Genomic DNA, 24,381 nt, shown 5'->3' with positions numbered 1-24,381 from the left:
ACTTGAAAAGTCTAACTTAATTTGACAATTTAGGCAATAAAGAAATCCTAGACAAGCTTTTGAGCTATTCAGAAGACTTGAAATACCACTATAATCTCTATCAGCTCTTGCTTTTTCACTTTCAGAATAAGGAACCAGAGAAATTTTTTGGACTCATTGAAGACAATATAAAGAAGATTCATTCTCTTTTTCAGACTGTCTTTAAAACATTTCTAAAGGACGAAGGGAAAATCATCAATGACCTTCAGTTATCCTATTCCAACGCAAAATTGGAAGCGACTAATAATCTCATCAAACTTATCAAACGCAATGCCTTTGGTTTTCGGAACTTTGAAAACTTCAAGAAGCGAATTTTCATCGCTCTGAATATCAAAAAAGAAAGGACGAAATTTGTCCTTTCTCGAGCTTAGCTTTTCTTCAACCCACTAAAGTTGACAAAGAGCCGTAGATTTTAGGTATTTACCTTGTCTACTTAAGAGGTATCATATCATCGAGATAAAGGTGATTTGTTTGTTCCTAAGAATTAGGTTTTAGGTTTGACTTGTGGCAACTTCTGGAAAAAGCTTGTCTAGGATTTTTGGAGTGATAGCTTGTCCAGGACCTTCAGCACAATAGGTGTGAATATACATAGCGGGATTGAAGTTGAGCTCGATACAAGTGAAATGAGGTTTTTCCTTGCTAGCAGGCTGAGTTTTATCTGGAATGATGAGGTCAACCCCGCAAGCCCAGGCCCCCATGCTAGTTGCCATAGCTGCTGCCAATTCTTGGTAAGAGGAATCTATTGTCTCAGTGACATCAATAGAGTCACCACCCGTAGAAATGTTGGAGTTACGGCGGAGATTGACCTTTTTCCCTTCTGGGAGAATATCATCAGGTGCATAACCTTGCTGAGTCAACATCAATTGTTCGATGTCTCCTAGCTTAATGATTTCCAGAGGTGAGCGGTGGTCACGGCCTCGCAATGGATTGGCATTTTTCTGAGCGACTAATTCACGAATGGTGTGTTTGCCATCACCGACAACATTAGCAGCGACACGAAGGAGGACAGACTCACAACGCCCGTCCAGAATGAAGAAACGGTATTCGGTTCCTGGGATAAATTCTTCAACAAGAACAGCTGTATCTTCTGCAAAGGCAATCTCGAGAGCTTTCTTATAGTTATCAAGGCTGGCAGGCTCTTGGAAAATGGAAATGCCCAGACCGAAGTTGGTTGATTTTGGTTTAACCACAATTTGCTTGCCCTTGATAAGAGGATAGTAGGCTAGACCTTGTTCTAGACTGGTAAATTCGTCGCCGGCAGGGACAGGGAAGCCAGCATCAGCCAGGATTTTTTTGGTCACGGTTTTATTAGCCATGGCAAGAGGAACTACATAGTTGTCTTTTGAGGTCATGTTACCATTTTTGACGTACTCAACATGATCTTTATGCCAGAGTTTAAGGAATTGATCCTGCTCATCTAGGATTTCAAAATGAAGCCCTTTTTGAATGGCATCAAAGAGCAGCATCTGGGTAGAAAGTTCCATCTCCTCATAACCCTTAAGGGCATAGTGGGCAGTCCAGTCGTAATCATGATAGGCAAGCGCCTTGTCAAGGGCAAAGTCAGAAAGGGACTTGTCTTTTATATGAGGAAGAAGTTGAGCAGCTAGTGTCTGACTGGAATCTGCAAAAGCATCTTTAACTTGTTTGACCAGCCCTTGATGATAGTCACCAAGCCCAAAATGTTGCACCAGTTGGTCTAGAGCTGTCGTAATGTTCTGAGTTTCAGCTTCAGAAGGTAGAGGTTCTAAAGGATGAGAGAGGGCAATTTTTTCATTCAGCGCGTGACCTTGAGCCAGAGCCTGATCAACATTTTCAGGGGCATCCAGCCAGAGGAAGGCTAGAAGGAGTAGGTGTACGGTATCCATGGTAGTTTGGCTAATACCGATACGCTCAAAGGGGTTGAGGTCGAAGTTACGGAATTCTAGGTAGGTGATTCCCTTGTCAAGGAAGGAGCGATTAACCTTTTGTCCACGGAAACGAACAGCCGAGTAAAATTCCTTTTCCGCAATCAAATCACCTTGTTCGATATAGTTTTCGATGGCAGAGACATAGTCTTCTAGGCTTGCAAAAGATACTTGTATTTCTTCCTTATTGACATAGCCGTGGTCACTGTTACGGAAGGAACGCACAGGTTCTGGAACTTCTTGGTCGAAGAATCCTTGCTCAGCAATAGGTGCAGCCCCAAAAAGATAGGTAATCACCCAACGGTAGCGCAAGTAGTTTTGAGCCAGCTTAAGATAGAGGGCGTTTTTGAAAGCGATTATATCAATCTGGTCACTTTCTTGGAATAGGGCTTCAACCAAATCTTTCCCTAGTTCCATATTATAGTGGATACCTGAGATAGCTTGTAGTTTAGTTCCGTATTTTTCGGCCAGGTAGTTACGATAATGGCGTTCAAATTCATTTTCCAGTTGGGCAACTTGGATTTCTTGGGCGTTGATACGAGGAGGCATGGACAAGGGCCAGAGAAGTTCATCTTTACTGATGGAACGTCCAGCTACATCGGTAATGGCTCCAAGAAATCGACGAGCCTCAGTGGTAGATTTAGCAACTGGTGTGATGAGTTCCATCTGAAACTCACAAAAATCTGTTTGAATATAAGGGTGGAAACTTCGAGCTCCTAGGCAGGAAGGGTGAGGCGTATGTGCTAATTTTCCCTGTCTATCGACACGAAGACTTTCGCGTTCAATTCCAAAGTTAGCTTGAAGGATAGGGCTAGTAGGCTCCAGCTTTTGAAGCAGTTGATTTATAGTCATAGAGTCACCTTTTCATCTAATGTTAGTGATAGTCTATTATAAATAGGAGAAGAAAACAACTTTCCGCTACGGTTAAGGGGAATTTCCGAATGTTTTAGATACGAATTCTTAAAACCAGTTGCTTTTTAGCTCTATTATATGCAAAAATTGTAAAATACCCACTGATTTTTATGTAAAATGTTATTTCTCTTGGAATTTAAATCAAATTGGCCTATACTAATGACGTATATATGAGAACGAAAGAATCCCTAAGGTCGGCACTGCACCCATAAAATGAGACACAAGAAAACACTCCTGTTGAATTCTGGTAAACTAGAAACAGGGGTGTTTTGTTATGGTCAAAAAGCATATTCGGTAGAAACTAAGCTAGCCTGTATCGAAATGAAGAAGGCAGGCAAATCAAATAAAGTTATCATGGATACCCTCAGCATCAAAAATGCTAGTCAGGCCAAGACCTGGTAGCGATGGTATCAGAATGATGAATTGTACCGTTTCCAACAACCCGTGGGGAAACAATATACTTATGGTAATGGGATGAAACAGTTATCTGAAGTGGAACAGTTACGTTTGCAGGTAGAATTACTAAAAAAGTATCAGAACTTGATAAGAGAATCGACAAAGTAAGTCTTATCAAGCTAGTAGAAGAGTATAAGAAAACGTGCCCTGTATCGATTATTTTAGAATGTTTCGGCGTCAAACGCTCCACCTTTATCGCTGGAAACAGGAGTGTAAGAATTCTCAGAAAAGAGGCGAAATAGCAGATAATGGCTGTATCGAATGGTTTCACTCTGTTCTCAAGTCTGAAACCTTCTATCTCCATAAGTGGAGAAACATAACTGAAGATAGTCTAACAGATATTGTCAAAAATTACATCATATTTTATAATGAAACTAGAATTCAACAAAAATTGAATGACTAGTCCCCTGTAGAGTACAGAGAATTGGTCGTAGAAGGGGTCCAGCAACCGAAGGGCGCTAGCCTTCAAATTTTCCTCCCAAAATGTGTCCAAAATATTGACAGAATTCCAACACGGAAGATTTGGCACAGAATGGATTATTTGGTTTTACGACTTTCTTTATAATCTTTAACCTTGCTTTGCTTGTCTTGGCAGACTGGGCAGGGTATAAGTGGAAGATAAGATGAAAAAAATGGAGAAAACTCTAATGGTTCTTCTCCTTTTTTTTATCTAATTGGTAATGTTGAAAATCGGAAGTAAAATGATACTTTCAAAGAATTCATTTTGGACACTAGCAAACGAAATAGAGCCCTGATGCAAATCAACAATTTGTTTTGAAATTTTTAGCCCAATTCCAGTCGTTCTAATTTTAGAAATATCAATGTTTTTAAAAGATAATTCATTAAGTTCAGCAATTTTTTCTGGTGAAGTTCCCTGTCCATTATCTTTGATTTCGACAATTACATTTGTATCTTTTTTGAATAAGTGGATTCTTATTGTGCAACCCTTTTCGTTATGTAAAACAGAGTTGTAGATGATATTATGGATAACTCTTGTGATTAAAAACTGCTCAATCATGATAGATTGATTGACAAGTGAATAATCGTAATCAAATTCAAATTCAAAATCATTCCAGATTTCTTGATTTAAAATATGGATGAGAATGTCTTTGAAGAAGGGGATAATTTTTGTTTCAGTCTGATTTAATTGAAGATGACCGGATGAAAGGCGAGCTACTATATTTAGATCATTTAAAATATTTTGGATGTAATAGGATTCCGTCAATATTGGGGGGATATGTTTTTTAGACTGTGTATCTAGTTCAGAATCATTTAACAAGGACGCGTTAGAAATGATGACAGAAAGAGGTGTTTTGATATCGTGTGCAATACCTGAAATCCATTGCTCTTTAAAGACTTCATTCTCTTTGAGTAGAGTATCGGTTTGATTAATTGCAGTTGTAAGATATTCTAGTTCTGATATAGAATTTATTGGATTTTTCAGACCATCCGGGAGATTCTGAATAGCAGTTACAAGAGGCGCAATTTTACGATTGATATGCGTCACACCATAGTAGTAAAGAAAAGCGAAATAAAGGCAGTTGAAAAGCAATACTCCAAATGCTACTAGTGGAATCAAGCGAATACTATCTATATCTAAGTAATTATAACTATAACGAGCAATTTTATCTTTTGGAAAACCAACAACAATGATGTAGCCACCTTTTATCTGACTAAAAACAGGATAATCTGAAAGATAATAGCGAGAAAACTGTAAAATGTCCCCATAGTCAAATTGCGAAGGAACTTCTGTAGGTTTATACTGTTCGTACACTTGTTTTCCAGTCTGCTTATCCAATACCATGAGCCATAACTTTTGTTTTTTTAGACTAGAAATATCATTTTTAGGTATGTGGACGTTATTTTTTGTGATGGTAATGTGTTCAGAAATTATTTTCACAGTCTCAGTAGCAGTTTGCTTTTCCTTAATGTAGAAAACAAAACTGGCAATTAGAAGAATATTGGTAATAAAGATAATGATGGAAAAAAAGATAAATTTCTTTAGTGAATACCTTAAAATTTTGGTTTGGTTCATAATCATGATAACAATTTATATCCCAGCCCTTTAGCTGTCTTTAAATATTGAGGTTTTGAAGGATTTTCTTCTATTTTTTCTCGAATTTTCCGAATATGTACAGTCAAAGTGTTTTCATAACCAAAGCTATCCACTCCCCAAATCGTATCACAGAGAGATTCGGTTGAAACGATGTAATTTTTATTATCGTAAAGTTTTTTCAAAATCTGAATTTCAATTGGCGTAATAGAAATTTCTGCTCCATTTTTTTGTACGGTTGCATTCCGAAAATTCACCAAAGTCTGTCCAATCTGTATTGCTTCCTGTTCTGATTTATAGCTTCTCCGGAGCAGAGCCATAATACGATAGATAAGATTTTTTGGAATGAAGGGTTTCATGACATAATCATCACCACCAGCATTGAAACCAGCTACCTCATCTTCAGGATTATTTTTGGCAGTCAGAAAGAGGATAGGTGTATCGCCTTTTTTTCGGATATGTTTTGCTAATGTGTAGCCATCACCATCGGGGAGCATAATGTCCAAAAGGAAAAGGTCGAACTGCTCTGTTTCAATCATGTCCAAACTAGATTCTATATCATAGGCTGATGTTAGATTGGAAAACCCGTAGGCAGTGAGAGTATCTCTTATGGAAGAATTTAAAATTTTATCGTCATCAATGACAAGGATGTGCTTATTCAGGAGTTGTTGTTCGAAATTCATAATCTTACCTCACTTATCTATATTATACCATTTAAAAGAGTGAAAAAAGGTAAAACACTTTAATCTTAATGTAAAATTAAGGTTAGCTTAGTTTAAAATTAATCTAGCATGTCTATAATAAAGACATAACCTAGATAGAGATACTTCTCAAATATATTTTAATCAGTGAGGTATTTCCAAATGGCTAAACAACAAATGAATCTCATTGAGATTGAAGCAATGAATTCTCTTCAAGAACTTGATAACGTTCTTGGTGCTGGTGGTGGAGCAATCCAAACCATTGTTTTAAGTAATCAATTTTATTCAGACAAAACAATGGTAATAGTGATCACCAATTAGATATTGTGAATTATGTTGATTCTATCATTTTTGTTGATAAGAGTAGTGGAGATGTTATCAAAGATACTCATGATAATTTGATTTATAGAAATCAAAATTATAGAAAATTATTTGGTTTAAAGGAGAAAGTTCATAATGATTAGTAATGTTTTACAGATAAAAAACTTACAAAAGGGATTTAAGGACACTCAGGTAGTTAACCTCAGTTCCTTATCAGTTCAACAAGGTGAGATTTATGGTTTTCTAGGTCCAAATGGAGCTGGGAAAACAACCACCATGAAGATGATTTTGTCTTTGATTTCTCGTACAGCTGGGGAGATTGAAGTGTTCGGTCAACCCATAGATACGGACAAGCAGTATCTTAATCAGATTGGCTCTATGATTGAAGAACCGTCTTATTATCCTAATTTGACAGGCTATGAAAATCTCATGGTCTTCCAAAAGATCCTTGGATTTGATAAGAAAAATATTCAGGAAACCTTGAAAATTGTGGGGTTAGATCAACCTAAAAACAAGAAAAAATTGGTTAAAGATTATTCTCTGGGTATGAAACAGCGTTTGGCTTTAGCCTTTGCCTTAGTCAAGAAACCACGTTTGTTGATACTGGATGAGCCAACAAACGGGCTAGACCCAGCAGGGATTCATGAAATTCGGGAACTGATTATCAAGTTGGCAAAAGAACAGGGCATTACTGTCTTCATCTCTACCCATATCCTTTCTGAAGTAGAGCATATCGCTGACCGTGTGGGGATTATCAATCATGGTCAACTGGTTTACGAGGGAGAAATTCGTAAAATTCAGTCCAATAAATGGCTGGAAGTGCGTGGGGATTTTAGAGATCGACGTGAAGTCATTAGCCAAGTGTTATTTGGTTATCCGTGCAAGATGTTAGAGATACAAGAGGATAAACTCAAACTGACTAACCTTGCCGATCAGCAGATTTCTAGTTTGTTACGAGATTTAATAGTCGAGAAAGTTCCAATTTATGAAGTGAAGCAAGAACAAGAAACCTTGGAATCTATCTTCCTTAACTTAACCAAGGAGTGAGTCTTATGTTGAATAATTTGTCTATTGAATTGCTCAAGGCAAAACGAACCAAATCCTTCCTCATTAGCATACTAGTTATGGGAGTCGGATTTGCTTGGGCAATTGCAGCCGCTACACGCTACCTAAGTAATCCAGACATGCACCAGATTAGCCTAATTTTCTATATGATAAAAGAAGTAAATGGCTTGATTCTCCCTATTGTGATTGCTCTCTTTGTATCGCGGATTGTCAAGAACGAGAAGGAGGGTAACACTTTCAAACTGCTTTTGGCAAATGGTGAAAATGTACGGCATATCTTTCTGAGTAAGCTTGGCCTGACTACGTTCGTTTTGATCTTTCTCGCTTTTTTGGAGGGAGTAGTAGTCCAGTTGATTGCAATCTTATCTGGTCTAGAAATGCCTGTTAGCCTAATTCTCTGGCAAATCGTCATTTTCTTGCTAGCCTCTTTTGTCTTGACCTGTCTGTTTTTGACTTTGCAGTTTTTACTGAAAAAGCAGGCATTGATACTGGCATTAGGGATTTTCGGAGGATTTCTTGGAGTTGGATTTGGTCATGCACCAGCTTTTCTACAGCTGATTTTTCCTTTTGGTGGTATAGGATATCTGTCTCTGGTGGATTACCAGCAAGTCGCCAGTAAAGTGAGTTATGTTTTGGTGACAAACCTAGGATTTAAACTCTTTACATATTTGCCAATAGCCCTAATCTATCTCTTTTTATCTCTCTATCTGGTTGAAAAGAAAGGAGGCAAGCTATGATGTCTTATCTATCAGTAGAATGGCGGAAAACCAAAAAATTTTCCATGTTGATGATTGGTATTTGGTTCTTAGGTTTTTGTAGCCTGATTGGTCTTGGGATTTACTTTGGTTCAGCTTATTCTATGGTTGCAGGAAGTGAAAAGGTGCCTGTTTTATGGGGACAATTGACCTTCTATTATAGCCAGCTTTTCTTTCCGATTTTGGTCAGCCTTTATGTAGCCATGATGTTAGGAAAAGAGTTTGATAGAAAAAATATTGAATTTCTCAGAGCTAATAATGTCAGTCTTGGGAAATTATTGTTGGCAAAAGAAATAGTAATTATCTTGTTTATTACTGTTTTACAGTTGTTCTTGTTTGGTATTTTTTATGTCAGTGCTCACCTAGCTCATTTAGTAATTTCTAATTTGTTCACCTACCTCAAGTGGGATTTATTGGGGATTTTTGGAACAATTAGTATGATGGCAGTACAGTTTTTTGTGACAGCTAAAACTCGTGTTTTCAGTAAATCTGTGGGAATTGGTGCTATTGGTACTTTCGTAGGATTTATGATGATTTTTGTATCAGATAAATTATCTTTAATCTATCCCTACTCCCAAGCTATGGTGGCAATGCGGTCACGGAATTTGATAGACTTTAATTTAGTGGAAATATTGCTGTTTATCATTGTAAATATTCTTCTGTGGGGGATTTTTCATACATTGAGTAATAAAGAATTGCATAAGTAATGCGAAGACTCTTCGGAGTCTTTTTCTTGTGATAAAAGCTCCAAGCTTTATCCGGTATGCTTGACCTACTTTTTAATTGGGCACTATAAAAATTTTTCTCGAAAATAAGAAACTTGCACGATTTACTCATTACTTAGCCAATAATAGAGTTTATACTAGTTACTGTAAAGATGATCATCTAAAAGAAGGAAGGAGGCAACCTTATGGCTAAAAATACAAGTCGTCCAGAGATTGATTCTCTAAGTTTCGAGGTTGAAAACCAAGAACTTTCCGGGAAATCAGGAGCTGGTGGTACACAGCTTTTAAAATGACACTAGCAGGTCGCTGTGGATTGTGTTTCACCTGTTCCTATGAGTGTACGATAAATAATGTTCGTTGTTAGATAAAACAAAAGGAAAATTCTAGTATTTTATTACAAAACTTTGACAACACTTTGATTTAGTGTTATATTGACGGGAGAAATACAAATAAAACAAGATAACTTTGAGATTGATTCTTCGGATTATGGAAATTAATATCCAAGAATTGGATGGAAAATCTGCTGCTGGGTGGCGTACGGCTGTTAGATTAACAGCACAGGGGCGATGTGGTTGGTGATTTACATATTCTTATGAATGTATTTCGCCAAACGTGCGCTGTGGATAAAACTCTCTATTTTTTGACAGGAGGATAAAATGGAAGGAATTATTGGAACACTAGAATTCTATGCACCTGTACTGGTCTTAGGAGTTATTGTCATAGGGATTGTTTACTTTATGAAAAAAAGAAACGATCGCAAATAATCAACATCGACCGATACCTGAAAAAGGCATCGGTTTTTTATAACTTGAATATATTGCACAAAATACTCATGGAAAACCTTGAAAGAAACCGTATAATGAGAGAGTAATAAAGAAACGGAGGAATGAAATGATGAAACAGCTTATTGTGACAGGATTAACGAAAACATTTGGTCAAGGAGATAATATCGTTCATGCTTTATTAGATGTGAACTTGTCCGTTGAAAAAGGTGAATTTCTGGCAATTATGGGGGCTAGTGGTAGTGGAAAAACAACACTCCTCAACTGTATTTCAACGATTGATAAACCAACATCAGGTGAGATTCGATTTGAAGATTTTGATATCATCCATGCCAAGGAAAATGAACTAGCTGACTATCGTGCTAAAAACATTTCCTATATTTTCCAAGCCTACAACTTGGTGGAAACCTTGACGGTCTATGAAAATATCGTTCTACCTCTTCAAATTCAGGGGAAAAATATCAAAAAACATCAGGATAAGATTGTGGAAATTATGGATAAGTTGGCCATCCAAAACTTAAAAGATAAGTTTCCTAATCAGTTATCAGGTGGTCAGCGACAACGTGTGGCAACTGCTAGAGCCTTGATTGATGATTCTAAACTGATTATCGCAGATGAGCCGACAGGAGCCTTGGACTCTGCCAATTCTGAAAAACTGATGGCGCTTTTGCAGGAAATCAATAAAAGTTTTGGTATTACCATTTTACTGGTTACGCATGACCCTGCTGCAGCAAAGTATTCCTCACGGATGGTGCTACTTAGCGATGGAAAGATTATGGATGATTTGGAACGTAACAGCTTATCTAATGAACAGTATTTGCAAGAGATTTACAGCCGTACCAGATAGGAGGAAGAGAGTATGTATCCAAAATTAATTTTACGAAATGTATTTCGAAATTTACAGACTTACACCATCTACTTTTTCAGTCTAACCTTGATTTATAGCTTGCTCTATGCTTTTAATGCTTTACCAAGCCATCCAGTGATGCAAAGTTTATCAGGGGCAAAGGAAATGTTGACGACGGTGATGAGTCAGTACATGGGCTTGCTTTCCTATCTGATTCTATCGGCGATTGCCTTTCTCGTCGTTTATTCCACAAACTTTGTCCTGGGACGGCGTAAGAAAGAGCTGGGACTTTATGCAACGCTGGGAATGAAGAAGAAGCAGATTATCCGTACCCTGTTCTTTGAAACCATGCTGGTCAATATCTTTTCCTTGATTCTAGGTTTCTTGCTTGGCTTGATTTTACTGGTCATTCTATCTAAGGTTGCATCTGAGTTTTTTATGGCCAATTACTTTGGTAGTCTGCTTTTTTTTGATAGCAAGTCTGTCATCTTACTAGTTTATTCCTATTTGGTAACCAGTTTTATTGTTGGTGTCATGGACATTCTTACCTTTAGAAAGCAAAATATCATTGCACTCATTCAAGAAAATGGGGTCAAGAAATCTGTCTTGGCAAAAGGCAAGCCAGTTCTTCAAGCACTTCTCTTTATTCTTTCGACAGCTGTTATCGGTTTTGGTGCTCTCTATTTTTCAGACTATCACCATCTATCACTCTTGAAAAGTTGGGGTATCTTGCTGGTATCTGTCTTCGTGATTTTTGTGATTTTATTTTACAATACCTTGAGCCATTTTATCTTGGTTTCCCTTAGAAAACTGCCTCAAACCTACTATAACAAACTAAACAGTTTTAAAATTCGTCAATTTTCAAAACAAGCTGATAGTAATTCGGTCACGTTGGCTGTCTTATCCTTGACCTTGACCCTGGCTCTCAGCTTACTAGTTTTTAGTGGTAGTGCCTATACGACTATGAACCGAGAGCTGAACAAATACTCACCTTATGACGTATCTGTCAATCTTTATCGTGGTCAAGAGTTCCAGTTTTCTCAGGAATCTGTCAAAGACAGATTGAAAGCAGATGGATTTGACTTTAACCTCATCAAAGAGGAGTACAGCTATCCTATCTATTCTAGTGATTTAATCTATAAAGATTTGATTGATACTAGCAATCTCTGGGCGCATGATAAGGAACTTCCTGAATCAAAAGTACCGATTTTAGGAATTTCTGCCTACAATCATCTCCGCAAACTGCAAGGTGAAAGAGAGGTTGACTTGGCAGATAACCAATTTCTGGTCAATGCTAACTATAAAGGAACTGCCAAGCAGATTCAGGACTTTCTATTAACGACAAAAACCCTCATGATTAACGGTTATTCTCTTAATCTTGCGTCTTCAAAGCCACTTGAAACAGTTTACTTTTTATCGTCAGTGGGTACAAATGACACAGGAACCTTAATTGTACCAGATACGGTAGTAGTTGGATTGACGGAAGACCACACGACCTATGTTGCCAATTTAAAAGAAAATATCGACAAACGGAAAGTAGAAACATTCTTAAGTCAGTGGATAGAAAAATACTACTTCACTCGTGATGGAGCAGAGTTGAATCCGTTCACCTATCAAACCAAAGGAAGAATTTTTGAGATTTATCTTGGATTTATGGGCGTCATTGTCTTTGTCATGATTTTTGTCAGTGTTATTTTTATCATTATTTCCCTCAGTATCTTGTCCCTTCAAACTTCTACAAGTGCTTTGGATAGTGTCAATGATTATCAAATCTTATATCTTCTTGGGAATAAGAGGAAGCAAAATCGCTCTATTCTTTTGCAACAGATTCTAAGTTATTTCTTGGTTCCGCTGGTCATCGCAGGTCCGCTAGCATTTGCCTTGAGTACCGCTCTTTTGGGCTATTTTGAGAATTTCGCTAATACCAGCATTTCTATTGATATCACCTATCTGGGAGTAGCGGTTTTACTCTTCGTCCTTTACTTGCTAGTGACTTACAGAGTAAGTTGGCAAATTATTGAAAATTAAGTCAAATACCAGAGTTGCCTATCCTGCAATTCTGGTATTGTGTTATAATAATATTAAAGTAGTTCAGGAAGTAGATACATATGAAACAGTTTGTCAAATTGCTCTCGAAAAACTCACTTTTATTGTGGTGGTTGACGATTTTGAATCATCTAGCTTTAATGATTTATATTTATTATAGGATCCCTCTGGACTTTTCGACAGATTTTTCCTTGCAGATGGTTTTATTGCTGATTATTGCTTTAATTGTATTTAGCTATATTTGTAATATTGTGACCTTTCGGTATAGTGAGTTGAAACTTTGGTTGCTCCTGATGATGTTTCTCATTAGCTGGCAATCCATATTTAATCAAGGAGTTGCGAGCACCCTGTTGCACTTTTTTGATATTCTTCATCCGCTCAACTCTTTTTTATTGCTGTATAGTTCTCTGTCTATTATCTTTCTGGGAGAGAAAATAGGAGAAGAACTGTTGAGTGTGTCCTTTGTGTTGACACTAATCACCATTAGTTCATATCTGTTAAGTCCTTCAATTTTTCTATTTCTGTCCTTGTTTGCGTCTTTCTTTTTAAACCTTGTTCCCTTGATTTTACTGATTTTATATCATGAAGAGTTGAAAAGTAAACTCAAGTATCAGAGACGAAATTTGTGGATATTAGCTTTGATATTGCCTCTTTCTTATTTCTTTTTGTATATCAATACGACGGGCTCAGGAGTGATGAACCTAGTCTGGTATCTGGAAATTGTTGGCATTTTAGCTTTTTTACACTTCAAAACAATTATCAGCTCTCTTCAAAAAAAGGTATCAGAGTTAAAATTGTCCTATATAAAAGCTTTTTCACGCTTGTTTTTACTGGTTATGTTTTTGTTAGTAGGCATTTTCATCATCTTTCGTCTAGATTTAAACACGAGCTTTTTGGTCTTGAATATCATGTTACTATTGTTCGGGATTTGTTCGGAAGAATTAATTCGCCTCTTTCATTCTGCTGAAATGCTAGATTCTAGGGATTATTTAAAAGTTCTCTTTTTAAAGCGTAACCGTATGGTGAAAAATCTGCTGGCAAATGAATATACAGAACAACAGTTCTCCGAATTTCTTCACAATGAAATCCTGCAAAATGTTATGGCAATAAAGAATTTCAATAAATATAGTAGTAATCAAGTTTTTGGTGAACAGATCAATCTGGTAACAGAGGAGTTGGTTCAACGGATTCGTGAGCGGATGGATTATTATCAGCCAATGGTAGAAACAGACGAGCAGTTAGACATCCAGTATCAAGGGCTGATTAATAGGATTGTCAAACGCTATCACGCAGAAAATGAAGTAGTCACACAGTTTCCTGCCCACTTTAGGCTTTTATCTCCTTACGATAAAATTGCCTATCGTCTGGTTGAGGAGTTGGCGACCAATGCCGTTAAGTACGCTAGTGGTGGAAGGATTTCTTTGAAGATTGATGTGCATGATGACGCTATTTTTATCATTTCTGAAAATGACTGCCTTCAAACAGAAAAATCCTTAGGTTATGGATTGAAAAATATGTCTAATAGAATTAGTGTTTTAGGTGGTCAAATGCAGATTTTTGAAAATAATAAGAGATTTCGTGTAGAAATTACTCTCCCGATTGATAAGGAGTTGTGTTATGAAAATTTTGTTAATTGATGATCATAAATTATTTAGCCAAAGTATCAAGATGATTTTAGAGTTATCGGAAAACATTAAAAAGGTCCAGTTAGTGGATAATTTTTCGACTATTTCGGAGATTGCTTTTAATGACTACGACATTATTTTGATTGACATCAACCTGACGAGTCTGTATCAAGATGATGGGCTGACCTTGGCACAAGAGATTATCGATAATGGTTGTTCTAGTAAGGTTGTGATTTTGACAGGTTACAGTAAAAAAATGTATGAACACCGAGCTAAAGTTATGGGGGCTTATGGCTTTCTGGACAAAAGTATGGACCCAGATGAGTTGGTGAAAAAACTGGAAAAGATTTATATAGGTGGTAAGGTTTTTTCAGATGAAGTGATGGTAGAGGTGCTAACACCACGAGAAATCGAGATACTAGAACTGGTTAGAAATGGCTTGACCATTGATGATGTCTGTGACAAGGTCTATGTGAGTAAACGTACAGTTTCCAATCATTTGGCCAATATCTTTTCAAAATTGGGAGTGACTAACAGGCAGGAGGCGATTCATATCGCTGAGCAGTTGGGTTATTTTCCACCAGATTAGAAAGCTGCAGAAGATGTAGCTTTTTTAATTTATTTACAAAAATTGCACATATTACTCATTCTAATAAACAGTAAATTTGATAATCTATTAGTAATTAAGGAGGAAATCATTATGTCTATGATATCTGAAAAATGGTTTGTATAAAAAAATTTATCAGACGGATTACTAATTTTGTAAGTTATATTGGCCACCTTCGGGTGGCATTTTTACTTCTGTGATACTTTTTTCAAGCTTTTTCTGGTATTCTTGACTTAGTTTTTATAGAAAGAAGGTCTAAGATGTTAAATAAAGTCAAAACTAAAGTCTTAATTAGTGTTGGAACAGTAGCTGCAACTAGCTTTATTCTCATGATGGGATATACTGCTGGTCAACATTCTACTGCTAAACAAAGTCGCAAAGAGATTGAATTGGCCGCAGCTAAACTTGTAGAGGATAAACAAGGAGAAGATAAAGCCAGCATTTTGTCATCAGATACTGTATTAGTACCCCAAATTCAAGAGAAAATTCGTCAGATAGCATCTCCAATAGATGCTGCTTTGGAGGGACGCAATCGACAAAATCCCTTGAGACCAGATTGGGAAGAGATTAAAGATGAGGTGATGCTTCAGGCCCTTCGAATGAAATTTAGCCAGAATCCCGAAATCGCCAAAGAATTGCTGGCGACAGGAGATGCCATCATCATCGAAAATACGCGAAACGACGCTTACTGGGCTGATGAGGGAGATGGCTCTGGGAAGAACAAGTTAGGCCTTCTCTTAAAGCAAGTGCGGGAGGAGTTAAAAAACTCCACCTTGTAACCTCTCCTCTAGCTATTCCACCTATTTCATGCTAGAATAAAGAAAAACACATTTGGAGGCATTATGAATCAGACAGTGACTTATTTGCAGGAATTGACAGCCATTCCTTCCCCGACCGGTTTTACACGGGAGATCGCAGACTATTTGGTCAAAACCATTGAAGGCTTTGGGTATGAGGTAACTCGGACTGCTAAGGGAGGCGTGAATGTGACCGTTCCTGGTGTGATCACAGACAAGCAACGCTACGTCACAGCCCATGTGGACACCTTGGGGGCTATTGTCCGCGCTGTGAAAGCAGATGGTCGGCTCAAGCTAGACCGTATCGGTGGTTTCCCTTGGAATATGATTGAAGGGGAAAACTGTACAGTCCATGTGGCTAATACAGGAAAGACCCATTCTGGTACGATTTTGGTCCATCAGACTTCTTGCCATGTTTACAAGGATGCAGGGACTGTCGAGCGGACCCAGGATAATATGGAAGTCCGTCTGGATGAAAAAGTAACTAACGAAAAAGAAACCCGTGCTCTTGGTATTGAAGTAGGTGATTTTGTCAGCTTTGATCCCCGGACCATTGTGACAGACACCGGCTTTATCAAATCTCGTCACTTAGATGACAAGGTGAGTGCAGCGATTCTCTTGAATCTTCTGCGCGTCTACAAGGAAGAGAATATTCAATTGCCAGTAACGACTACCTTTGCCTTTTCAGTCTTTGAAGAAGTGGGGCATGGAGCTAATTCTAGTATCCCGTCTGAAGTGGTAGAGTACTTGGCAGTGGATATGGGGGCTATGGGAGATGACCAAGCGACGGATGAATACACGGTATCCATCTGTGTCAAAGATGCTTCAGGACCGTATCACTACGAATTCCGTCAGCATTTGGTAGCCTTGGCAAAAGCTCAAGAAATCCCTTATAAGTTGGATATCTATCCTTTCTATGGATCAGATGCCTCTGCAGCCATGAGCGCAGGAGCAGAAGTCAAACATGCCCTCCTCGGAGCAGGTATCGAATCTAGCCACTCATATGAGCGGACTCACTTGGATTCTGTAGTCGCAACAGAGCGCATGGTCGATGCCTACCTCAAGAGCGACTTGGTAGAGTAAAATTGGAACTACTTTTGTGAACTAGTTTTAGAAAGAAAAAAAATATTTTTTCTTAGAAAATAATATAAGAATTCTTTTTATAAAATATCCAGTTCTTATAGTTTTTCAAATCAAAACTGAGACTTTCCGCCGTGAGAAAAGTGCTTGAAATAGAATCATTTCAAGCACTCGGGAGTTTTGAAACTTTAGGTTCAAAACTAAGTCATGGAACTTCGAAGAAGTTCGCTGACGTCCGTACTCACCTAAGGAAAGTCTCAAATAAGTTTTAAGCTTAAAGTAACAACTACTCTCCGGAGTAGTTTTTTTTCATAATACAAAAATTTTCTGAAAATTCCTTTTCTTCTGAAAACCTTTGTGGTATAATCTTAAAATAAACTTAAAATTTCTTGAGGAGATTTACATGAAAAAAAGAAATGTCATTGCACTTGCGGGAGTTGCCCTCCTTTCAGCAGGTATCCTAGCAGCTTGTTCGGGTGGTTCTAAATCATCTAGCTCAAGCAACGGTCAAAAATTCTCATATGTCTATGAGACTGAGCCAGAAAACCTAAACTATATCACATCTGGTAAAGCAGCAACCCACGATATCACTGGAAACTTGATTGATGGTTTGTTTGAAAATGATAAATACGGGAACTTGATTCCATCTCTTGCAAAAGACTGGACAGTTTCGCAAGATGGCTTGACTTATACTTATAAACTTCGTGATGATGCCAAATGGTATGATTCAGAAGGCGAAGAGTATGCGGATGTAACAGCTAAAGATTTCGTCACAGGGATCAAATATGCGGCTGATAACAAATCAGAAATGCTCTACATCATCCAAGATTCTATCAAAGGCTTGAATGACTACGTCAGTGGTAAAAATAAAGATTTCTCAGCTGTAGGAGTAAAAGCAGTTGATGATCATACCCTTCAAATTACTTTGAACCAACCAGAATCTTACTGGAACTCTAAATTGACTCTTGGGATCACTTTCCCTGTCAACGAAAAATTCGTGAAATCAAAAGGAGATAAATTCGCCCAAGCAAGTGACACCAGCTCCCTTCTTTACAATGGCCCTTACATCTTGAAGAGCTTTACTTCAAAATCTTCTATCGAAATGACCAAGAATGAAAATTACTGGGATAAAGACAAGGTCTACATCTCAGATGTGAAATTGGAATTCTACGATGGACAAGACCAAAGTAAATTGGCCAAATCATTCGGTGAAAATGCTCTTAGCTTGGCCAAACTCTTCCCAACTGGATCTGGTTACTCAGAGCAAGCCAAAGAATTCAAAGACGAAATCACCTACACTCCTCAAGATGCTGCTTCTTATGTCATTGGTACCAACATTGACCGTCAATCTTACAAACACACAGCTAAGAAGACCGATGAAGAAAAACAATCTACTAAGAAAGCTCTCTTGAACAAGGACTTCCGTCAAGCGATCAGCTTTGCCTTCAACCGTGAAGCGTATGCTGCTCAATTGAACGGAAAAGACGGAGCAAGCAAGATCATCCGTAACCTCTACATTCCACCAACATTTGTCCAAGCTAATGGCAAGACCTTTGGTGAAATGGTGAAAACTCAATTGGATACCTACGGAGATGAGTGGAAATCTACTAAACTAGACGATGGTCAAAATGGTCTCTTCGATGCTAAGAAAGCGAAGGAAGAGTTTGCAAAAGCGAAGACTGCCTTGGAAGCAGAAGGTGTGAAATTCCCAATTCACATCGATATGCCTGTAGACCAAACCACACCATCAAGAGTTCAACGGGTACAATCCTTCAAACAATCTGTTGAAGAAGCACTTGGTAAAGAAAATATCGTCATCGATATCCAAATGCTTTCGAAAGAAGACCTTCAAAATGTGACCCTCTTTGCGCCAAATGCGGCTGGCGAAGACTGGGATCTCTCTGATAATGTTGGATGGAGCCCTGACTACCAAGACCCATCAACTTACATGGATATCTTGAAAGCTTCATCTGGTGAAAATACTAAGACTTTCCTTGGATTTGACCCAAGTGAAAACAATGAAGCAGCTAAAAAAGTTGGTCTGTACGACTTTGAAAAGATGATCAAAGATGCTGGTGCAGAAACACAAGACGTCAACAAACGCTATGAAAAATATGCGGCAGCGCAAGCTTGGTTGACAGATAGTGCCCTTGTGATGCCAACTTCTTCATCAACTGGACGTCCATTCTTGACACGTATCGAACCATTCTCAGCTCCATTTGCATGGACTGGTGGTAAAGGAAAAGACCACGTGATCTACAAAGGAATGAAACTCCAAGATAAAGCTGTGACAACTGCTGACTACAACAAAGCCCTTGAAAAATGGCAAAAAGAACAAGCAGAGTCAAACAAGAAAGCACAAGAAGATCTTAAGAAACACGTCAAATAAGGATCGATAACCGAGGCTGATGCCTCGGTTTTTTTTGGATCAGATGAACATCTGTTTGATCTAAAAGCGCTTACATAGTATAATAGGAGTGTTGATTACAAAAAGTGAGGAGATTGACATGAAAAAGAAAACAATGGTTTCCATTGTCGCATCAAGTTTATTGATCGCACCGATGGTCTTGCATCAAGTAGCATCAGCAGATGAGCAAACGGAAGAGCTAGCCCCATCGACAGAAGTGGTCCATGCTCCATCTACTGAAGCAAGACCGACAACAAGTGACGCAAGCACTGTCACTAGTGAAGAAGCTGCAAGTTCAAATGAGGGATCGCTGGATCGGACAGCAGTTGCCAATCAAGCAAACCCTGCTACAGAAGAACACACAAGACAAAGTGAGCCTACGGTCCCAGTGGCAACTCCAGCAGTAACAAACAGGGAAGCAGCCCCTCAATCTGCTCCTCCTTCAGAAGCTCCGGTAACAGCTCAGGATTTGGCAAAGGTTACAGGTAGCACCCTTGCAGCGGATCAGGCCTCTAAAGAGTTGACGGTCCAAGATGCTGTTAATGGCTTGCTTCAATGGGCAGCAACGGATCCTAGCCAATTGGGTCAAAGCCAAGCAGATCGCGAACGCTTTGCCAAGAGTTTAGGCTTGATTGAAAAGTCAGAAGATCTAAGCCGTAAGGTTAGTCAGCCAGAATTGGCCAAGATGTATGAAACAGCTAAGAAACTCTACGATGCCTATCGTGCTGAAAAGAAACGTCCGCTCTTTTTAAATGGTCGGGCCCAGCCGATTTTCCCTTATACAACGGGAGAAAAAGAAGACCAAGACTACAAATATGAAGACAGCCAAATTGTACGCTTCCCAGTCTATGTCGAAACGGACTACGATACCGATGCAGATGGCAAGCCTGACTTAGTCAAAGCCATTGTTCAATTACCAAAAGCCGTAGCACAAGGCGATTTTAAGGCAGCCACTATTCTCGAAGCGCGCCCTTACGTAGCGGGGACGCTCGATGAAAACTACGTGACCCTTGAAAGTTTGGGGCTTCCAACGGACGGTAGCTATGACATGAAGAAACTGCACAGCCAACCTGCAAAGAGACAGCCAGTAAGCAGTGAAACAACAGTAGAAGCAGCCAAAAAAGCCAAGGCATCGGATTGGTATTACTACAGTCCCTACGAGTATATCTATGACTACGAAGATCTGAACTGGTACGACTATTTCTTGGTCAGGGGCTATGCCTTTATCTCCAGCGCTGGACTTGGTACCAAGGGATCAGAAGGATTTAACACGACGGGATCCGATCTCGAAATCAATGCCTTTAAGAATATCATCGAATGGGTTAATGGCAAACGCAAGGCCTACACCGATAAGACTAGCAATGTTGAAATCAAGGCAGACTGGGCAACAGGCAATGTCGCTATGACAGGTCTCTCCTGGGCTGGAACCACGACCTTTGGTGTGGCAGCGACAGGCGTAGAAGGCCTAAAGACCATCGTTCCAGCAGCAGGGATTGCCTCATGGTATGATTATTTCAATAGCCAAGGTACCCAGTTTGGTAACGCCCCTTATAGTGACCTTTCATGGCTCTCCCTTTACGTTAGCACACGGATGCTGGACCAAGACGACTGGGCAGGTATTTGGCAAAACTATTCTAACTACATCAACCAACTGAACAAGGACCAGTACGCCCATGATCGTAACTACAGCGATGTCTGGAAGGAGCGGGATTATACCCTTCATCCAGAAAATCTCAAGACCAGCGCCCTGATCGTCCATGGCTTGAATGATGACAATGTCAAGACCAAACACTTTGAACTCATGTACGATGCCCTCAAGAAAGCAGGACAAGATGTCAAGCTCTATCTCCACCAAGGAGATCACGTCTATCCAGCGGCTATGTCACGAGGATACGGCATCACCGCCAATGGTCAGGACTTTTATGACCTGCTCAATACCTGGCTGACCCATTACCTCTACGGTGTGGACAATCACGTCGAAAGTTTGCCAGCGGTTCTAGCTCAAAACAACTATGATCCAAGCAAGTGGACCAGCTATGATAACTGGAAGAGCAGTCAACGTCTCTTCTTGAATGCAAGCTCGAAACGGCTAGAAGAAACCATTTCTAGTGATTATGCGGCTGCAGGTGTTGAGATCGCTAACCGTAATGAAACAGTCAGCAAAGCCTCCTCTAAGGCCAATCTGACCTTTGTTTCTGATGTTACTGAGGACACTACGATCAAGGGCCACATCCCCGTTCATTTCAAGGCAGCTCTTGCCAAAGGTCAAGGAAAGAATTTCCAAATCAACGCCCTCTTGGTAGACGTGGCAGATGCGGACTTTGACGTGGTAGGAAATGGTAGCGTCAAGCAAGATAAAACAGCAGACGGTTTCTGGATGGGAAGCAATTTAAGTAACCTATCTGTTGCCGAATACGAAACCATCAAGACCAAGTACAAGGTGATTGCGAAAGGTTGGATCAACCTTGCGAATCCTGAGTCTGGCTACGATTCAGCAAGCTCACGAGCTAGCATCGAGCCTAAAGTGGGAGAATACCACGATTACACGGTTTATCTCCAACCAAATCTCTATACGGTTAAGAAAGGTCACAAGTTAGCGCTTGTTTTCAACACCTATGACCCATCAGATTTAACGGTGGAGCATCCATATGAAGTGACCTTCAAGACAGACTCTATCCAGGCGGCGATTCCAATTGTCGAAAAGACCCGCGCTCAAAAGGCAGCCTATGTACCAAGTGCAACAGATACTGACTATGCGAAATTGCCAGAAATAGAAGGAGCTGCTCTAGTCGCTCCAGAAGTGCACTACAAGGAAGAATATACGCTTCCAACTCCAGAACACCTTGTCCAACCAAGCCAAACTCTTCCTGAAAAAGCAGAGCAGATGCAAATAGGATCAGCAAGACAAGAGCTCTCTCTTCATACACTAGCTGTATCTTATGGACCTCAATTTGTTTCACAAGGATTGGCAGAAGATCCTCAAGCTGCAACTCTTGTAGTGGGAGGAGAGAAAGCAGATCATACGCTTCCTCAAACAGGGAGCAAAGACCATTCTCTGGGTCTCTTAGGGGTGATCAGCCTTACAGCTTCTAGTCTCATCTTTTGGCGCAAAAAGAGAGAAGATGTCTAAGGACTCCCCGTAGCAAATATTTCTAAAATGACATCTTTTAGTGTAAAATAAAAGTAGAAATGCAGAATCAGTAGTCACTACTGAAAAAGGAGGAAATATGGCACACATAATCACAGATGCAACTTTTGAACAAGAAACCAGCCAAGGCCTTGTCTTGATTGACTTTTGGGCAACTTGGTGCGGTCCATGCCGCATGCAAGCTCCAATCTTGGATCAGTTGGCAGAAGAAGTACATGAAGATGATTTGAAAATCTGTAAGATGGATGTCGATGAAAATCCAAATACAGCGCGTCAATTCGGTATCATGTCGATTCCAACTCTTCTCTTTAAAAAAGATGGACAAGTTGTCAAACAAGTGGCTGGAGTTCATACGAAAGCCCAATTGAAAGAAATCATTGCAGAATTGAGCTAAAAAGAAGACTCGTTTTCCAAACCGGAAAACGAGTTTTTTTGATGCTCTTTATTTCTTTCAAATAGACGCGATACCCATTGACAGCGCTTTCTTATAATGCTAAAATGAAGCTGTATTTCCTATAAAATTTTTACAGGAAAAAATTCTCCTAGGAAGGTGTAGATCCTAGGAGAAAATTACATATAAAGGTTATTGCCCCTCTTTATCTTGGGCTACCCAGACACTGACGGAGCGCTCTGCCACTGGGAATTCAGCAGTACCGTCTTCTTGGACTTGGACGGTTTCGCTACAATTTTCTAGTACATCATAGTAGGTGAGGCCTGCGTAGGATGAGCCGATCTCCATGACTTTTGTAGCAGCTTGGTTATTGGAAATCAAGCAGGCGATTGGTGCTGATTCTTCTGAACCTGAACGTGTCCAACCGATGCAATTAGGATCATCGAAGTAGTCCGTTTCTTCCCCATAGGCCAGATCTTTACGAACCCATAAGAGTCGATCGAGGACCCCTTGGAAACTTTCTTGCGCAAATTGGCCCTCGATACCGTAGTAGTCTCCATAGAAGACACAAGGCAAACCAGCTTCACGAAGTAAGATCAAGGCATAGGCTGCAGGCTTAAACCATTCTTGGATGGTAGATTCCAAGGCTTGCCCTCGTTGGGTATCATGGTTGTCCACAAAGGTTACGGCCTGTTCAGGATGATTGAGCGCTAGTGTTCCGTCAAAAATAGTTCGAAGGTCGAAATTTTCACCTTCTTGACTAGCTCGGAAGAGATTTTGGTGGAGGGCCACATCAATCAAGTCGTATAAGTAGTCAATGCTTTCCAAGTACTCATCGTTGGTTTCTGTGTCCCCATTCCAAAATTCACCAAAGACGTAGAAATCTTCACCATATTTTTTGGTGATATTGTGGATGAAATTCTTCATAAAGAAGGAGTCAATGTGTTTGACTGCATCCAGACGGAAGCCCTCAACCCCTGTTGTTTCGATAAACCATTCAGCCCATTGGTCGAGATTTTCTACAACCTCGGGATGTTTGAAATCGATATCGGCGTACATGAGGTAATCGTAGTTTCCGTTTTCCTTGTCAACCAGATCTCCATGGGCCCAACCTTTGTTGTCCCCTTGGATTTGGTAGATCCCACTTTTATTACGTGAAGCATCGTAGTCCGTACCGGTGAAGTGGTACCAATGCCAGTGGAAGTCATTATAGGCGCCATTTCGGCCATCAAAGGTGAATTTGGTCCATCCTTGAATGGTGAAAGGTTCGGTAAGGATCTTGTTTCGATCCATCGGATCGACCTCAACGACCTCGAATTCTTCTAAGCCATCTGCAGCAGCTTTGTGGTTAAGAACGACATCGGCCATTGGTTGAATCCCTGCATCTTTGAGGGCTTGAATGGCTTGAAGATAATCGTCTTTGAAACCGTATTTGGTACGAACCGTTCCTTTTTGATCGAACTCGCCCAAATCAAAGAGGTCATAGACTCCGTACCCAACGTCATTGTTAGATGTAGCTTTAAAGGCAGGTGGCATCCAGACTTTACGAATACCCAAGTCTGCTAAGTGTTGCGCATCTTCAGCAAGACGCGTCCAGTGGTTCCCATCAGCGGGCAAAGACCACTCAAAATATTGCATTAAGGTTTGATTTTCCATTTTTATTTCTTCTTTCATGTGAATGTCCCTATTTTACCAAAAATAGTTGGATGGGACAAACGTT

18 protein-coding genes and 3 pseudogenes are annotated in these 24,381 nt (G+C 39.5%); 17 read left to right on the top strand and 4 right to left on the bottom strand.

Annotated features, from left to right (window positions below):
• Window positions 1–26: 26 nt before the first annotated feature.
• A pseudogene (locus HMPREF2832_RS07920) lies at window positions 27–410 on the top strand (transposase); the annotation flags it as partial.
• Window positions 411–530: 120 nt separating this feature from the next.
• On the opposite strand, the gene gshAB reads toward HMPREF2832_RS07920, so the two are convergent.
• Window positions 531–2,795, bottom strand: coding sequence for a bifunctional glutamate--cysteine ligase GshA/glutathione synthetase GshB (gene gshAB, locus HMPREF2832_RS07915; RefSeq protein WP_031573805.1), 2,265 nt, complete (start codon window positions 2,793–2,795; stop codon window positions 531–533).
• 381 nt (window positions 2,796–3,176) lie between these two features.
• Here gshAB and HMPREF2832_RS10550 point away from each other — a divergent pair.
• From HMPREF2832_RS10550 to HMPREF2832_RS10595, 3 genes and pseudogenes are all read left to right on the top strand, one after another.
• Window positions 3,177–3,383: pseudogene (locus tag HMPREF2832_RS10550) on the top strand (IS3 family transposase); the annotation flags it as partial.
• A gap of 94 nt (window positions 3,384–3,477) precedes the next feature.
• A complete protein-coding gene (locus tag HMPREF2832_RS10600; protein WP_070506279.1) occupies window positions 3,478–3,714 on the top strand; it encodes an IS3 family transposase in 237 nt (78 codons plus the stop codon).
• Between the two features lie 119 nt (window positions 3,715–3,833).
• Window positions 3,834–3,938: a hypothetical protein gene (locus HMPREF2832_RS10595; RefSeq protein WP_222566245.1), complete on the top strand. Its 105-nt coding sequence runs from the start codon at window positions 3,834–3,836 to the stop codon at window positions 3,936–3,938.
• Window positions 3,939–3,981: 43 nt separating this feature from the next.
• On the opposite strand, the gene HMPREF2832_RS07900 is transcribed toward HMPREF2832_RS10595, so the two are convergent.
• A complete protein-coding gene (locus HMPREF2832_RS07900; RefSeq protein ID WP_070506276.1) occupies window positions 3,982–5,352 on the bottom strand; it encodes a sensor histidine kinase in 1,371 nt (456 codons plus the stop codon).
• On the bottom strand, window positions 5,349–6,047 hold the full coding sequence (locus tag HMPREF2832_RS07895) for a response regulator transcription factor (RefSeq protein WP_070506272.1): 699 nt from the start codon (window positions 6,045–6,047) through the stop codon (window positions 5,349–5,351). Before HMPREF2832_RS07895 ends, HMPREF2832_RS07900 begins: the two co-directional genes overlap by 4 nt.
• 180 nt (window positions 6,048–6,227) lie before the next feature.
• Here HMPREF2832_RS07895 and HMPREF2832_RS07890 point away from each other — a divergent pair, with 180 nt between their 5' ends.
• The 13 genes and pseudogenes from HMPREF2832_RS07890 to trxA all read left to right on the top strand — a co-directional run bounded on the left by HMPREF2832_RS07890 (window position 6,228) and on the right by trxA (window position 22,664).
• Window positions 6,228–6,386 (top strand): type A2 lanthipeptide, encoded by a 159-nt coding sequence (locus tag HMPREF2832_RS07890; protein WP_155198851.1) that lies wholly within the window; start codon window positions 6,228–6,230, stop codon window positions 6,384–6,386.
• Between the two features lie 135 nt (window positions 6,387–6,521).
• Complete coding sequence (locus HMPREF2832_RS07885; RefSeq protein WP_083306337.1) at window positions 6,522–7,433, top strand: ABC transporter ATP-binding protein; 912 nt, start codon at window positions 6,522–6,524, stop codon at window positions 7,431–7,433.
• A gap of 5 nt (window positions 7,434–7,438) precedes the next feature.
• Window positions 7,439–8,188 (top strand): ABC transporter permease, encoded by a 750-nt coding sequence (locus HMPREF2832_RS07880; protein ID WP_070506269.1) that lies wholly within the window; start codon window positions 7,439–7,441, stop codon window positions 8,186–8,188.
• Window positions 8,185–8,913 carry an ABC transporter permease gene (locus tag HMPREF2832_RS07875; RefSeq protein ID WP_070506265.1) on the top strand — a complete coding sequence of 243 codons (729 nt, stop codon included), beginning with the start codon at window positions 8,185–8,187 and terminating at the stop codon, window positions 8,911–8,913. Before HMPREF2832_RS07880 ends, HMPREF2832_RS07875 begins: the two co-directional genes overlap by 4 nt.
• A 912-nt stretch (window positions 8,914–9,825) precedes the next feature.
• Window positions 9,826–10,560: an ABC transporter ATP-binding protein gene (locus HMPREF2832_RS07865; RefSeq protein ID WP_049498219.1), complete on the top strand. Its 735-nt coding sequence runs from the start codon at window positions 9,826–9,828 to the stop codon at window positions 10,558–10,560.
• A 12-nt stretch (window positions 10,561–10,572) separates the two neighbouring features.
• Window positions 10,573–12,588: an FtsX-like permease family protein gene (locus HMPREF2832_RS07860; RefSeq protein WP_070506260.1), complete on the top strand. Its 2,016-nt coding sequence runs from the start codon at window positions 10,573–10,575 to the stop codon at window positions 12,586–12,588.
• An 80-nt stretch (window positions 12,589–12,668) separates the two neighbouring features.
• Window positions 12,669–14,243, top strand: coding sequence for a sensor histidine kinase (locus HMPREF2832_RS07855; protein ID WP_070506256.1), 1,575 nt, complete (start codon window positions 12,669–12,671; stop codon window positions 14,241–14,243).
• Window positions 14,224–14,820, top strand: a complete 597-nt coding sequence (locus tag HMPREF2832_RS07850) for a response regulator transcription factor (RefSeq protein WP_000698197.1) — start codon at window positions 14,224–14,226, stop codon at window positions 14,818–14,820. Before HMPREF2832_RS07855 ends, HMPREF2832_RS07850 begins: the two co-directional genes overlap by 20 nt.
• 278 nt (window positions 14,821–15,098) lie before the next feature.
• Window positions 15,099–15,590, top strand: a pseudogene (locus HMPREF2832_RS10565) (NADAR family protein); the annotation flags it as partial.
• A 90-nt stretch (window positions 15,591–15,680) separates the two neighbouring features.
• Window positions 15,681–16,718: a M42 family metallopeptidase gene (locus HMPREF2832_RS07840; RefSeq protein WP_070506252.1), complete on the top strand. Its 1,038-nt coding sequence runs from the start codon at window positions 15,681–15,683 to the stop codon at window positions 16,716–16,718.
• Between the two features lie 400 nt (window positions 16,719–17,118).
• A complete protein-coding gene (locus HMPREF2832_RS07835) occupies window positions 17,119–19,104 on the top strand; it encodes a peptide ABC transporter substrate-binding protein (RefSeq protein WP_023918412.1) in 1,986 nt (661 codons plus the stop codon).
• A gap of 118 nt (window positions 19,105–19,222) precedes the next feature.
• The gene (locus HMPREF2832_RS07830; protein ID WP_070506249.1) at window positions 19,223–22,252 is read left to right on the top strand and encodes a CocE/NonD family hydrolase; all 3,030 of its coding nucleotides are present in this window, start codon (window positions 19,223–19,225) and stop codon (window positions 22,250–22,252) included.
• 97 nt (window positions 22,253–22,349) lie between these two features.
• Window positions 22,350–22,664 (top strand): thioredoxin, encoded by a 315-nt coding sequence (gene trxA / locus HMPREF2832_RS07825; protein ID WP_049483759.1) that lies wholly within the window; start codon window positions 22,350–22,352, stop codon window positions 22,662–22,664.
• A gap of 189 nt (window positions 22,665–22,853) precedes the next feature.
• Here the strand turns inward: trxA and HMPREF2832_RS07820 are convergent, their stop codons facing one another.
• Entirely contained in the window at window positions 22,854–24,335 is a 1,482-nt protein-coding gene (locus HMPREF2832_RS07820) for an alpha-amylase (protein WP_080976944.1), read from the bottom strand.
• Window positions 24,336–24,381 lie beyond the last annotated feature (46 nt).

The organism is Streptococcus sp. HMSC073D05, assembly GCF_001812015.1.
Classification (GTDB): Bacteria; Bacillota; Bacilli; order Lactobacillales; family Streptococcaceae; genus Streptococcus; species Streptococcus parasanguinis_D.
Note: the sequence above shows the minus strand (reverse complement) of the source record. Positions and strands in the feature narration are given on the sequence as shown.

What these genes read in the sequence shown, in the direction of transcription:
- gshAB (WP_031573805.1), bottom strand. Translation starts at nt 2,795, where the DNA reads ATGACTATAAATCAACTGCTTCAAAAGCTGGAGCCTACTAGCCCTATC.
- HMPREF2832_RS10600 (WP_070506279.1), top strand. Translation starts at nt 3,478, where the DNA reads ATGTTTCGGCGTCAAACGCTCCACCTTTATCGCTGGAAACAGGAGTGT.
- HMPREF2832_RS07900 (WP_070506276.1), bottom strand. Translation starts at nt 5,352, where the DNA reads ATGATTATGAACCAAACCAAAATTTTAAGGTATTCACTAAAGAAATTT.
- HMPREF2832_RS07895 (WP_070506272.1), bottom strand. Translation starts at nt 6,047, where the DNA reads ATGAATTTCGAACAACAACTCCTGAATAAGCACATCCTTGTCATTGAT.
- HMPREF2832_RS07890 (WP_155198851.1), top strand. Translation starts at nt 6,228, where the DNA reads ATGGCTAAACAACAAATGAATCTCATTGAGATTGAAGCAATGAATTCT.
- HMPREF2832_RS07885 (WP_083306337.1), top strand. Translation starts at nt 6,522, where the DNA reads ATGATTAGTAATGTTTTACAGATAAAAAACTTACAAAAGGGATTTAAG.
- HMPREF2832_RS07880 (WP_070506269.1), top strand. Translation starts at nt 7,439, where the DNA reads ATGTTGAATAATTTGTCTATTGAATTGCTCAAGGCAAAACGAACCAAA.
- HMPREF2832_RS07875 (WP_070506265.1), top strand. Translation starts at nt 8,185, where the DNA reads ATGATGTCTTATCTATCAGTAGAATGGCGGAAAACCAAAAAATTTTCC.
- HMPREF2832_RS07865 (WP_049498219.1), top strand. Translation starts at nt 9,826, where the DNA reads ATGAAACAGCTTATTGTGACAGGATTAACGAAAACATTTGGTCAAGGA.
- HMPREF2832_RS07860 (WP_070506260.1), top strand. Translation starts at nt 10,573, where the DNA reads ATGTATCCAAAATTAATTTTACGAAATGTATTTCGAAATTTACAGACT.
- HMPREF2832_RS07855 (WP_070506256.1), top strand. Translation starts at nt 12,669, where the DNA reads ATGAAACAGTTTGTCAAATTGCTCTCGAAAAACTCACTTTTATTGTGG.
- HMPREF2832_RS07850 (WP_000698197.1), top strand. Translation starts at nt 14,224, where the DNA reads ATGAAAATTTTGTTAATTGATGATCATAAATTATTTAGCCAAAGTATC.
- HMPREF2832_RS07840 (WP_070506252.1), top strand. Translation starts at nt 15,681, where the DNA reads ATGAATCAGACAGTGACTTATTTGCAGGAATTGACAGCCATTCCTTCC.
- HMPREF2832_RS07835 (WP_023918412.1), top strand. Translation starts at nt 17,119, where the DNA reads ATGAAAAAAAGAAATGTCATTGCACTTGCGGGAGTTGCCCTCCTTTCA.
- HMPREF2832_RS07830 (WP_070506249.1), top strand. Translation starts at nt 19,223, where the DNA reads ATGAAAAAGAAAACAATGGTTTCCATTGTCGCATCAAGTTTATTGATC.
- trxA (WP_049483759.1), top strand. Translation starts at nt 22,350, where the DNA reads ATGGCACACATAATCACAGATGCAACTTTTGAACAAGAAACCAGCCAA.
- HMPREF2832_RS07820 (WP_080976944.1), bottom strand. Translation starts at nt 24,335, where the DNA reads ATGAAAGAAGAAATAAAAATGGAAAATCAAACCTTAATGCAATATTTT.